The organism is Pseudoalteromonas sp. L1 (genome assembly GCF_021728095.1).
GTDB lineage: Bacteria > Pseudomonadota > Gammaproteobacteria > Enterobacterales > Alteromonadaceae > Pseudoalteromonas.
In genome coordinates this window covers 172,983-185,812 of record NZ_JAKKCT010000006.1, presented here as the reverse complement: position 1 = coordinate 185,812, position 12,830 = coordinate 172,983, and the positions used below count along the sequence as shown (strand labels likewise).

Here is a 12,830-nt window from a genome sequence, read left to right as displayed (position 1 = left end):
TTTGCTAAATCAATAGCAATTAAATTAGACTGTGTCATGTATGGACTCCTTAATTGGTAAAAGATGTTTTGCAATTTCTTTATACCGTACTCTCCCGTTAATGGGGAGGAGTCCATACATCTGCTACAAGCAGGTTTATTTCGTATTTTTGCAATTCACCATCTGGTCTGACCATTTCTTTTTTATTTATTTTTCCTTCCGAAATAGTCACTTTATTCCATACTGTTTAATCTTTAGGCTAATTAAGTTAGGGTGTAACTAGTCGCTAAGGGTGTGAAATTGACAGAAATACGGCTTTTTGATACCGTATGCATCAAATTTGGTATGACCAATTTACCTTTTGGTCAAGGCGCAAGGCTAAACACCCTGTATTTAGTGGGCTTAGCATTAAACAATGCGGACGTTGATAAATGTCTTTAAAAATTAAAGCTGCAAAATTATCTGATGTAATTTTACAACAACTTGAGAATATGATTCTTGAGGGGTCGTTAGCACCAGGCGAAAAGTTGCCTCCTGAGCGTGAGTTAGCGAAACAGTTTGAAGTGTCGCGTCCCTCTTTGCGCGAAGCGATTCAAAAGCTAGAAGCGAAAGGTTTGGTAACACGCCGTCAGGGTGGCGGGACATTTGTAAAAAATCAGCTTGAAGAAGGGCTTACTGATCCACTCTTTGATTTGATTAGTAAACATCCCGAGTCACAATTTGATTTACTTGAATTTCGTCATGCACTAGAGGGGATTGCTGCTTATTATGCAGCGATGCGCGGCACGACGAATGATTTCAAAAAAGTAAAGCAGAGTTTTGACAATATTGCGCTTGTGAATGATGACATTGTACAAAAAGCGAAAGCAATTAATGTTTTTCATTTTAGTGTCGCTGAAGCATCACACAATGTTGTATTACTGCATTTAGTACGTGGTATGCAGGCATTGCTTGAACAAAATGTATTACAGAATTTAACTGTATTGTTAAAAAAACCACATATTAGTCAAAAGCTTGCTGAGCACAGACAGTTTTTGATGGATGCGGTTATAGAAGGAAACCCAGAGCAAGCACGTCTTGCTAGTAATGCTCACTTAGCCTTTATCGAAGAAGCCTTACTTGAGGCTGGCAAAGAGCATTCGCGGATTGAACGTAGTTTAAGACGCACCAAACAACATTAAGCAAGTGATTAGCTAAGTTTAGTTAACTACTTAATTTAAGATTTATTAAAATAATTAGTATTTTAAACATAAGGAAACCTCCATATGTCTGAAGTCAATAAAATTGACGTAGACGCGCTAGAAACACAAGAGTGGTTACAAGCCCTTGAATCTGTTGTGCGTGAAGAAGGTGTAGAACGTGCTCAATTTTTACTTGAGCAAGTGTTAGAGCAAGCCCGTTTAGACGGTGTTGATATGCCTACTGGCACAACTACTAACTACGTTAATACCATTCCAGTAGATCAAGAACCGGCGTATCCGGGCGATGTAAATGTTGAACGCCGTATTCGTTCAATCATCCGTTGGAATGCGATCATGATCGTATTACGTGCGTCGAAAAAAGATCTAGACTTAGGCGGCCATATGGCTTCTTACCAGTCTTCAGCGGCATTCTATGAAGTATGTTTTAACCACTTCTTCAAAGCACCAAACGATGTAGATGGCGGTGACTTAGTTTATTATCAAGGCCACATTTCTCCTGGTATTTATGCCCGTGCATTTGTTGAAGGTCGTTTAACGGCTGAGCAGCTTGATAACTTCCGTCAAGAAGTTGATGGTAAAGGTCTTCCTTCATACCCACATCCTAAATTAATGCCTGAATTCTGGCAGTTCCCTACGGTATCAATGGGTCTTGGTCCAATTGCCTCAATCTACCAAGCGCGTTTCTTAAAATACCTCGATGGTCGTGGCTTAAAAGACACTAAAAACCAACGTGTGTACGCTTTCTTAGGCGACGGTGAGATGGATGAGCCAGAATCACGTGGTGCAATCTCATTCGCTGCGCGTGAGAAGCTAGATAACCTATGCTACCTAATCAACTGTAACTTACAGCGTTTAGATGGCCCAGTAATGGGTAATGGTAAGATCATTCAAGAGCTTGAAGGCCTATTCAAAGGTGCAGGCTGGAATGTAATTAAAGTTGTATGGGGTAGTGGTTGGGATATCCTACTTGCTAAAGATACAACAGGTAAATTACTACAGTTAATGAACGAAACCATTGACGGTGATTACCAAACATATAAAGCGAAAGACGGTGCATACGTTCGTGAGCACTTCTTCGGTCGTTACCCAGAAACAGCAGCACTTGTTGCTGATATGACTGATGAAGAAATCTTCGCACTTAAGCGTGGTGGTCATGAGCCATCAAAACTTTACGCTGCATTCAAAAAAGCGGAAGAAACCAAAGACCGTCCAACGGTTATCCTTGCTAAAACTGTAAAAGGTTACGGCATGGGTGAAGCGGCTGAAGGTAAAAACATCGCGCACCAAGTTAAGAAAATGGATATGACCCATGTTGAGCACCTACGTTCACGTTTAGGTCTACAAGACTTAGTTTCTGATGAAGAAATTAAAGACTTACCATATCTAACACTTGAAGAAGGCTCTGAAGAGTACAAGTATCTTCACGCTCGTCGTGATGCGCTACAAGGTTACACACCTAAGCGTATTCCTAAGTTTTCTGAAAGCTTAACATTGCCAGAAGTTGATGCGTTCAAGCCACTACTTGAAGAGCAAAAACGTGACATCTCTACAACAATGGGCTTTGTGCGTGCACTTAACGTGTTACTAAAAGACAAAGGCATTGGTAAAAACATCGTGCCTATCATCGCTGATGAAGCGCGTACATTTGGTATGGAAGGTTTATTCCGTCAAATCGGTATTTACAACCCGCATGGTCAAAACTATACGCCGCAAGACCGTGACATCGTTTCTTACTACAAAGAAGCAACATCAGGTCAGGTACTACAAGAAGGTATCAACGAATTAGGTGCAATGTCATCATGGGTTGCTGCTGCAACATCATACAGCACTAACGATTTACCAATGATCCCATTCTACATCTACTACTCAATGTTTGGTTTCCAACGTGTAGGTGATATGGCGTGGATGGCTGGTGATCAACAAGCACGTGGTTTCTTACTCGGTGCTACGGCAGGTCGTACTACATTAAACGGTGAAGGTTTACAGCATGAAGATGGTCACAGCCACATTCTTGCTAACACAGTACCTAACTGTATTTCTTATGACCCAACGTTCGCATACGAAGTAGCGGTCATCATGCAAGACGGTATCCGTCGCATGTACGGTGAAGACCAAGAAAACGTGTTCTACTACCTAACGCTGATGAACGAAAACTACCATCAACCAGCAATGCCAGAAGGCGCTGAAGAAGGTATTCGTAAAGGTATTTACAAACTTGAAACTGTCGCTGGCGATAAAGCAAAAGTGCAGTTACTAGGTTCAGGTACTATCATGATTGAAGTACGTAAAGCGGCACAGATCCTGAGCGAAGAGTATGGCATTGGTTCAGATGTATTCTCTGTAACCTCATTCAATGAGTTAACACGTGATGGCCAAGACGCTGAGCGTTTCAACATGCTTAACCCTGAAGCAGAGCAAAAAACGGCTTACATCACCAATGTATTAGGTGACTCTGTGACTGTTGCAGCAACAGACTACATGAAGAACTATGCTGAGCAAGTTCGTTCATTTGTACCGAGCAGCAACTATAAAGTATTGGGTACAGATGGCTACGGTCGTTCGGATAGCCGTGAAAACCTACGTCGTCACTTTGAAGTTAATGCGGGCTATGTTGTGGTTGCAACATTATCTGAGCTTGCTAAACGTGGTGAAGTTGAAAAATCTGTGGTTGTTGAAGCAATCAAGAAATTCGACATCGACACAAACAAAGTAAACCCGCTATACGCATAAGAGGTTCCAATGAGTATTGAAATTAATGTACCAGATATCGGTGGCGATGAAGTTGAAGTAACCGAAATCCTTGTTAGCGTTGGCGATAAGGTTGAGGTTGACCAATCGTTATTAACGGTTGAAGGAGACAAAGCATCTATGGAAGTACCTGCTGCACAAGCAGGTACGGTTAAAGAGATTAAAGTTGCTGAAGGTGACACGGTGACAACCGGTTCACTTATTATGATCTTCGAAGGTGAAGAGCAAGCTTCTGCATCTTCTGAAACAAAAGAAGAAGCTAAAGCAGAGCCTGCTAAGCAATCTTCAGGTTCAGCGTCACAAGAAGTAACTGTGCCAGATATCGGCGATGATGAAGTTGAAGTAACGGAAATCATGGTTGCGGTAGGTGACACAGTTGAAGAAGAGCAATCTTTACTAAGCGTTGAAGGCGATAAAGCATCAATGGAAGTACCAGCACCATTTGCAGGTACCGTTAAAGAGATCAAAATCGCGACAGGCGATAAAGTAAAAACTGGCTCTTTAATCTTCGTTTTTGAAACTGCATCAAGTGGCTCTGAGGCGCCTGCTGCTGAGTCTGCACCAGCAGAAGAAGCGCCAGCTGAAACGGCATCAAGCACTAAAGAAGTGAATGTGCCTGATATCGGCGGTGATGAAGTTGAAGTTACCGAAGTGATGGTGTCTGTAGGCGATAAGGTTGAAGAAGATCAATCAATCTTAAACGTTGAAGGCGATAAAGCATCAATGGAAGTACCTGCGCCATTTGCTGGTACGGTTAAAGAAATTAAAGTAGCAGCGGGCGATAAAGTATCAACTGGCTCACTTATCTTTGTATTTGAAGTTGCTGGTAGTGCTAAAGCAGCGCCAGAAGCTAAAAAAGAGTCAGCACCTGCACCAGCGGCAAAGGCTGAATCTGCACCTGCTGCAAAACCAGCTGCAGCTAAAGCAAGCAAAGAAGAGTTTGCTGATAACAAAGCGTATGCTCATGCATCGCCTGTTGTACGTCGTTTAGCGCGTGAATTTGGTATTAACCTAGCAAACGTAAAAGGCACAGGTCGTAAAAATCGTGTTGTCAAAGAAGACGTGCAAAACTATGTGAAAGAGCTAGTTAAGCAAGTTGAATCAGGTAATGCTGGCAAAGGCAATGCGGGTGGCGGTGAGTTAGGTCTTATCCCGTGGCCGAAAGTTGATTTTGCTAAATTTGGTGAAATCGAAGAGAAGAAGCTTTCTCGTATTCAAAAACTTTCAGGTGCTAACTTACACCGTAACTGGGTGCAAATCCCGCACGTTACACAGTTTGATGAAGCGGATATCACAAGCTTAGAAGCATTCCGTAAAGAGCAAAACGCCCTTGCTGAGAAGAAAAAGCTCGGTGTTAAAATCACGCCACTGGTATTTGTGATGAAAGCGGCGGCTAAAGCCCTTGCTGAATTCCCAACGTTTAACTCTTCACTGTCTGAAGATGGTGAAAGCTTAATCTTGAAGAAATACATCAACATCGGTGTTGCCGTTGATACGCCAAACGGTTTAGTTGTTCCGGTATTCAAAGATGTTGATAAGAAAGGCATCATTGAACTTTCTCGTGAGTTGATGGAAGTGTCGGCTAAAGCACGTGATGGCAAGCTAACGTCATCTGATATGCAAGGCGGTTGTTTCACAATTTCAAGCCTTGGTGGTATCGGTGGTACAGCATTTACACCTATCGTGAATGCACCTGAGGTCGCAATTTTAGGTGTCTCTAAATCAGAGATGAAGCCTAAGTGGAATGGCAAAGAATTTGAGCCTAAGTTAATGGTTCCATTATCAATGTCATACGACCATAGGGTAATTGACGGTGCCTTAGCAGCACGCTTTACTGTGACGCTAGCAAGCTACATGAGCGATATTCGCCAGCTTGTGATGTAATCGCTTCATAATTTATAAGAATCAAATCCCAGCAAGTTGTTTTTTGCTGGGATTTTTACCATTGGCAATGATACAATCTTTGCTATAGAACAATCTTGGTATAGATATCTGCTCTCCCTTTCTGCCTTGCAGAAACATGGCAGTTAAACTTAGGGCAGTGTCCCGTTCAAACATTTAAGGTAATAGCATGAGCAACGAATTAAAAACTCAAGTTGTTGTACTAGGCGGTGGTCCTGGTGGTTATTCTGCGGCTTTCCGCGCTGCTGACTTGGGCTTAGAAGTTACATTGGTAGAATCTCGCAACACATTAGGTGGTGTTTGTCTTAATGTGGGTTGTATTCCTTCAAAAGCACTTTTACACGTAGCTAAAGTGATTGATGACGCGGCAGAAATGTCATCTCACGGCGTTACTTTTGGTAAGCCTGAAATCGACCTAGATAAAATCCGTGATTGGAAAGAGTCTGTAATTGGTCAGTTAACTGGCGGCCTAGACGGCATGGCTAAAATGCGTAAAGTGAAAGTAGTAAGTGGCTACGGTAAGTTCACTGGTAGCAACACACTTGCTGTTGAAGGTGAAGACGGTACAACAACTATCACATTCGATAATGCTATTATTGCAGCGGGTTCTCAGCCTGTTAACTTACCTTTCATCCCTGAAGATGACCGTGTAATCGATTCAACTGGCGCGCTTGAGCTTAAAGACGTACCTGAGAAACTACTTGTTTTAGGTGGTGGTATCATCGGTCTTGAAATGGGTACTGTATACCGTGCACTAGGTTCTGAAATCGATGTCGTTGAGTTTGCTGATCAATTAGTTCCAGCTGCTGATAAAGACGTTATCAAGATTTACCAAAAATACGTTAAGAACAAGTTTAACGTAATGCTATCTACTAAAGTAACTGGCGTTGAAGCAAAAGACGACGGTTTATACGTAACATTTGAAGGTAAAAATGCTCCGGCTGAACCTGTACGTTACGACAAAGTACTTGTTGCTGTTGGCCGTACACCAAACGGTAAATTACTTGATGCTGACAAAGCAGGTGTTAATGTTGATGAGCGTGGTTTCATCAATGTTGATAAGCAGCTTAAAACAAACGTTGATCACATCTTTGCTATCGGTGACATCGTTGGTCAACCTATGCTTGCGCACAAAGCGGTTCACGAAGCTCACGTTGCTGCAGAAGTTATTTCTGGTCAGAAACACTTCTTCGATCCTAAGTGCATCCCTTCAATCGCATACACAGATCCAGAAATCGCATGGGTTGGTGTAACTGAGAAAGAAGCGAAAGAGCAAGGCTTAAGCATCGAAACAGCTGTATTCCCTTGGGCTGCTTCTGGTCGTGCAATCGCTTCAGCACGTACCGAAGGTCAAACTAAGCTAATCTTCGATAAAGACTCAGGTCGTGTTATCGGTGGTGCTATGGTTGGTATCAACGCAGGTGAAATGCTAGGTGAAATCGGCTTAGCAGTTGAAATGGGCGCAGACGGTGAAGACCTAGCGTTAACTATTCACGCTCACCCAACGTTAAACGAATCAATCGGTCTAGCTGCTGAAATCTTCGAAGGTTCAATCACTGACCTTCCAAACAAAAAAGCAGTTAAAAAGAAGTAAGTTCTTTTGACTAATCGTTTTAAAAACCCAGCTTTGGCTGGGTTTTTGTTTTTTAATCACTGATTTCTATTCCCCATATTTTTAGCTACAATACGCGCCGTTCAACTTTCTGGTAAATGCAGTGGCTACAATCTCAACTAACTCTGTTTTAGAACTTCGCGCAAAACAAATGGCTGAGTCGCGTCGTGAATTTAAAGCTCGTGGCGCAAAGCTAACACGGTGTGAGCGCTGTCTGCTTGCTGAGCATTATTGTATTTGTGAAGGTGTTGAACAGGCCGAGTGTAATGCGGCAGTCTGCTTACTTATGTACCACAATGAGAGTTTTAAACCGTCAAATACTGGCCGTTTAATTGCTGAAATCGTGCCAGACAACCATGCCTTTAAATGGGATAGAACAAATCCAGATGAAGCCTTACTGAGCTTGTTGGCAGACTCACAATATCAGCCTATGGTTATTTTTCCTGCCAGTGATGTAGATGATGAAGAGCGCGTGATCACCGAAGTAACCCCTGTGGATGGCAAGCGCCCATTGTTTATCTTCTTAGATGGTACTTGGCGCGAAGCGAAGAAGATGATCCGTAAAAGTCCTTATTTAGATAATTTGCCTGTGCTTTCGATTACCCCAGAGAAACTTTCTGATTATCGACTGCGTGTTGCCCCACATGAACATCAGCTTGGTACCGCAGAGGTTGCTATTATGGTGCTTGCGCTTGCAGGTGAAGTGGCTGCTACGCAAAAGCTAGAAGAACATTTTATTAAGTTCAGAGATGCGTATTTACTTGGTAAGCGAAATAAGGGACGCCCAGAGTAATAACTCTTTACTAAATTGTAGGCAAAAGAAAAGCGCGTACTATCGCTAGTCGCGCTTGCGGAATCTTCTTAATTTTTTGCATCCTGCAATTGAACCTAATCAACTCCATAAACTTTGCCAATCCATGCTATTGCACTTTACTTATTGGTTCTGTGCAATTTAAGGCGATCCAGCCTTACTTCCTTTTTAGTCCTTTACATCCTTGCTGGTAAATTCTTTACCTGTCCTTTACGCGTCATCCTAACGCTATCCTTTTATTAGCAACTCCGTTGCGATGCCCTTACAGCCTGTCCCTTGTTCCACTTTTTAACGTCCTGTATAACAACATCCTGTTGTTATGCCTTTCCACATCATCCTGATGCTGTCCGTAGGTTGTCATTCCATTGCGTTACTCTTCCTGAGCCTGTCCTTGTTTCCTTTATTTCCTTATGAACCTAAATCCTCGGTTATGAGTAATGTATTTTCTTCCGTTTACTCATTAAGCGTCTTGCTTAGTTGATGTAAGTAATTATAGAGAGTTAGCCAAGGCTTGGTAGGTTAAAGTCATGCATAAATAGAGCGTTATTTTATTGCAATAAATGTAAATTCCTTTATTTTCAATTGGTTGCTTTTTTATTTGCAGTGTTAACCTGCGCTTTTTACTCAATAACTGTCATGCAGGTGAGATATGTCTTACAGGTAAATTCCTAAATAGCGATAGGCATAACTTGATTGTGAGTAAAACAGGTGTAATTTCGCTTCAGTCTAGGTAAAATACTTGAGAATCGTTATTATTTAGGTGCTATAAAATGAGAAAGAAAGCCTTAGTATTATTAACAGCTTTGATAAGCACACCCGTGTTTGCAGCTGATGTTGTAAATATATATTCGTTTCGTCAGCCTTTTTTGATTAAACCTATTTTAGATGATTTTACCAAGCAAACAGGTATCAAAACGAATGTCGTGTTTGCGAAAAAAGGACTCATCGAGCGTGTGAAGCGCGAGGGCAAGCATAGTAAGGCTGATCTTGTGCTCACTTCAAATTTTAGTGCGCTTATTCAGTTAGAAGATCTTAACTTAACCCAAAAGATTCAAAGCGATGTTGTCAGTGCTAATGTGCCAAGTACATTTCGCGATAGTGATGGACAATGGGTTGCGCTTACAAAGCGTGTTCGTAATGTTTATTCATCTAAAGAACGTGTTGGGGCATTACCTGAGCTAACTTATGAAGACCTTGCTGATCCTAAATACAAAGGTAAGCTATGCACACGTTCGGGTAAACATCCCTATAATTTAGGCTTAGTAGCTTCTATGATTGCTCATCATGGAGAGGCAGAAGCAAAGCAGTGGCTGGAAGGTGTAAAGGCGAATCTTGCTCGTAAGCCTCAGGGTAATGACCGTGCTCAAGTAAAAGCCGTAAAAGAAGGTTTGTGTGACATCGCTTTAGGTAACAGTTACTACTTTGGCAAAATGATGCAAGATGAACAGCAAAAATCATGGGCAGAAGCCGTTCATATTAACTTTCCTAACCAAACTAATCGTGGCTCACATATTAATGTCTCGGGTGTGGTAATGACGAAATACGCCAAAAACCCTGAAAATGCCTTGAAACTGATTGAGTATATGACCGACAATAAGGCACAAAATATGTATGCCTCAGTCAATATGGAATACCCAGTAAAAAATGGGGTTGAATTATCTGAGATGGTTGCATCATGGGGTGAGTTTAAAGAAGATAGTCTTCCACTCGATGAAATTAGTAAATATCGTCCAGCGGCACTGAAGCTGATTGATGAAGTGAAGTTTGATTTATAACGAGGATATTTCTCGTAACACATTTTTATAAAAGCTGTTTTTTAACAGCTTTTATTTTATCTGGTATTAATCCACTTATGCATGTGAAGTTTTCGCTGTCGCGTTGGCAGCTTTTAGCTTGGCTAATTGGCCTGCTGCTTGTTACACCTTTAGGTTTTTTGTTATTTGAATCTCTACAGGGGGATTCGGATGTATTTCAGCATCTTTTCGATACGGTGCTGTGGGATTATACCCGTAATACGTTATTGCTCATCCTAGGAGTGGGGCTTTTAAGTTGTGTTATTGCGTTGCCGCTAGCGTGGTTAACGGCTTATTGTGACTTTCCTGGGCGAAAGCAGTTTGAGTGGGCGCTAATGCTGCCCTTAGCAATGCCTACCTATTTAATTGCTTATGTTTACACTGACCTACTTGATTACGCAGGGCCTGTGCAAATAGCCTTAAGAGAGTGGTTTGGTTGGCAATCACCGGATGATTACTGGTTTTTTGATATTCGTACATTAACTGGGGCTATTATTATGATTGCCTTGGTACTCTATCCTTACTTATTCCTTATTTTTAAAACGGCACTCAGAGAGCAGTCTTTTAAACTAGTACAAGCAAGTCAGCTTATGGGGCTTTCGCCAATACAAAGCTTTTTAAGAGTGAGCTTACCGCTTGGACGCGGTGCGATTGTCGCGGGTATTACCTTGATCAGTATGGAAGCAATGGCTGACTTTGCTACAGTTAACTACTTTGCCGTGAGCACACTCACGACTGCTGTTTACGATACGTGGCTTGGTTATTACTCTTTAACCGCTGCAGCGAAAATCTCGGGTATTATGCTGCTCATTTTATTTTTAACTATCATGGTTGAGCGCTTTAGCCGTCGCAATCAAGCCGTGTATGAGCGTCAATCTAGCGTTAATAGCGCAACACTTTATCGCTTAAAAGGCGGTGCTGCATGGGCTGCAAGCTTAGCTTGCTCAGTCGTACTGGTACTGGCTTTTATCTTGCCGGTTGGGGTGTTAGTTAAATACGCCGTTGTGTATGCGGATGAAGCATGGAATGGGGCATTTTTTAATTACGCTTGGCAAAGTTTTAAAGTAGCGATTGTGGTGAGCCTAGTAACCATTTTACTGAGCTTACTGGTCTTGTTTTATCAGCGGATTGCTAAACACGCTTACCCTTTGATCCCAGGGCGTTTAGCAAGTACTGGCTATGCTCTGCCAGGAACCGTGCTAGCCATCGCGGTATTGTTGCCTCTAACGCAATTAGATGATGCATTAAATAACTGGCTTGAGCCTTTTGGCTTATCGCCTGGGTTACTTTTGAGTGGCACTTTATTTGCGATGATATTTGCTTATGTTGTTCGGTTTTATGCGATTGCGCATGGGGCACTTGAAAGCAGCTTCTTACGTATAAGCCCGTCGTTAGATATGGCAAGCCAATCAATGGGGAAGGGGCCATTGCAAACTTTGCGTAAAGTTCATTTACCCTTGTTAAAACGCGGCATTCTTACCGCTGGCTTGCTAGTTTTTATTGAATGCATGAAAGAGCTGCCTGCCGCATTATTATTAAGGCCATTTAACTTTGAAACACTGGCAACCCATGTGTTTCAGTATGTTAGTGATGAGCAGTTGGAGCTTGCCTCAATTTCAGCGTTATTGATTGTTTTAGTGGGGCTTATTCCTTTGTATTTCGTTAATCGTTCGATGGAGCAAAATCACTCATGAGCCATTTAGTAGTTAAAGACTTAGCTTATCAGTATAATGGCACTAAAGTCTTGAGTGGGTTAAACCTCAATGTGAAGCAAGACGAAATAGTGTGTTTATTAGGGGCCAGTGGCTGTGGCAAAACCACAACCCTAAAAGCAATCGCGGGAATTTTGCAGCCTGAGCAAGGTTACATGAGTATCGATTCTAATGTCGTGAACGATAATGGTTTTTTTGTTGCACCCCAAAAGCGCAATATCGGCATGATGTTTCAAGATTATGCGCTATTTCCTCATCTTACAGTGAGTGACAATATTGCGTTTGGTCTCAACAACATGAGTAAAGAGCAAAAACGTGAGCGAGTGAACGAGATGCTCACTTTAGTTAAGCTTGATGGTTGTGCCAAGCGATATCCTCACCAGCTCTCAGGTGGTCAACAGCAACGTGTCGCGATTGCCCGTGCACTTGCCTATAAACCAAGCTTGTTACTTCTTGATGAGCCATTTTCAAATATTGATACCCAAGTAAGGTTTGAGCTGATTGCCGACATACGCCGAATTATCAAAGCGCAAAAAGTTTCTGCGGTATTTGTTACCCATTCAAAAGAAGAGGCGTTTGCCTTTGCTGACACACTTGCTGTTATGCATGGTGGAAAAATAGCCCAACAAGGCTCTGCTGAGCAGTTATTTAGCCAACCTAACTCAAAGGTGGTTGCAGAGTTTCTTGGTACGGGCATATACTTAACGGCAAAAGCATTAACCGCAACTGAATATGAGACGGTGTTCGGGGTTGTATCGTCAATCAATGCAGGTAACCATGATTGCGTACAAGGTCAAATTTATGTGCGCCCTCATCATATTCAATTGTGTAAAGCAGAAAATGGCGATGCTCAAGGCTTAACTATTTTGCAAAGACGTTTTATCGGCACGCGTTATGTGTACCGTATTAATATTGCAGGGCAGGAGCTCGAAGTGGCCGCAGAGCAAGACCACGTTTTCTCGGTCGAACAGCCAGTAAAAATAAAAATAATGCCGCACACGGTCAATTTTTTTCGAGATTAAACATGATGTGAAATCCTAAATTGTTGATTGTGTGCCTGATAATGAATAG

General features: G+C 42.1%; 8 protein-coding genes. All 8 read left to right on the top strand.

Annotated features, from left to right (window positions below; genetic code table 11):
• Nucleotides 1-410: 410 nt before the first annotated feature.
• The 8 genes from pdhR (at nt 411) to L3V38_RS17560 (ending at nt 12,781) form a co-directional block, all read left to right on the top strand.
• Complete coding sequence (gene pdhR / locus L3V38_RS17595; protein ID WP_237120166.1) at nt 411-1,160, top strand: pyruvate dehydrogenase complex transcriptional repressor PdhR; 750 nt, start codon at nt 411-413, stop codon at nt 1,158-1,160.
• 84 nt (nt 1,161-1,244) lie between these two features.
• Nucleotides 1,245-3,911 carry a pyruvate dehydrogenase (acetyl-transferring), homodimeric type gene (gene aceE, locus L3V38_RS17590; RefSeq protein WP_130150720.1) on the top strand — a complete coding sequence of 889 codons (2,667 nt, stop codon included), beginning with the start codon at nt 1,245-1,247 and terminating at the stop codon, nt 3,909-3,911.
• 9 nt (nt 3,912-3,920) lie between these two features.
• A complete protein-coding gene (gene aceF, locus L3V38_RS17585; protein WP_237120165.1) occupies nt 3,921-5,813 on the top strand; it encodes a pyruvate dehydrogenase complex dihydrolipoyllysine-residue acetyltransferase in 1,893 nt (630 codons plus the stop codon).
• A gap of 187 nt (nt 5,814-6,000) precedes the next feature.
• The gene (lpdA, locus tag L3V38_RS17580; RefSeq protein WP_062570074.1) at nt 6,001-7,425 is read left to right on the top strand and encodes a dihydrolipoyl dehydrogenase; all 1,425 of its coding nucleotides are present in this window, start codon (nt 6,001-6,003) and stop codon (nt 7,423-7,425) included.
• 169 nt (nt 7,426-7,594) lie between these two features.
• On the top strand, nt 7,595-8,236 hold the full coding sequence (locus tag L3V38_RS17575; protein WP_130150842.1) for a DTW domain-containing protein: 642 nt from the start codon (nt 7,595-7,597) through the stop codon (nt 8,234-8,236).
• 788 nt (nt 8,237-9,024) lie between these two features.
• On the top strand, nt 9,025-10,029 hold the full coding sequence (locus tag L3V38_RS17570) for a Fe(3+) ABC transporter substrate-binding protein (protein WP_130150722.1): 1,005 nt from the start codon (nt 9,025-9,027) through the stop codon (nt 10,027-10,029).
• 77 nt (nt 10,030-10,106) lie between these two features.
• Nucleotides 10,107-11,741 carry an iron ABC transporter permease gene (locus L3V38_RS17565; protein ID WP_237120164.1) on the top strand — a complete coding sequence of 545 codons (1,635 nt, stop codon included), beginning with the start codon at nt 10,107-10,109 and terminating at the stop codon, nt 11,739-11,741.
• The gene (locus L3V38_RS17560; RefSeq protein ID WP_237120163.1) at nt 11,738-12,781 is read left to right on the top strand and encodes an ABC transporter ATP-binding protein; all 1,044 of its coding nucleotides are present in this window, start codon (nt 11,738-11,740) and stop codon (nt 12,779-12,781) included. Before L3V38_RS17565 ends, L3V38_RS17560 begins: the two co-directional genes overlap by 4 nt.
• The last annotated feature ends 49 nt before the right edge of the window (nt 12,782-12,830 follow it).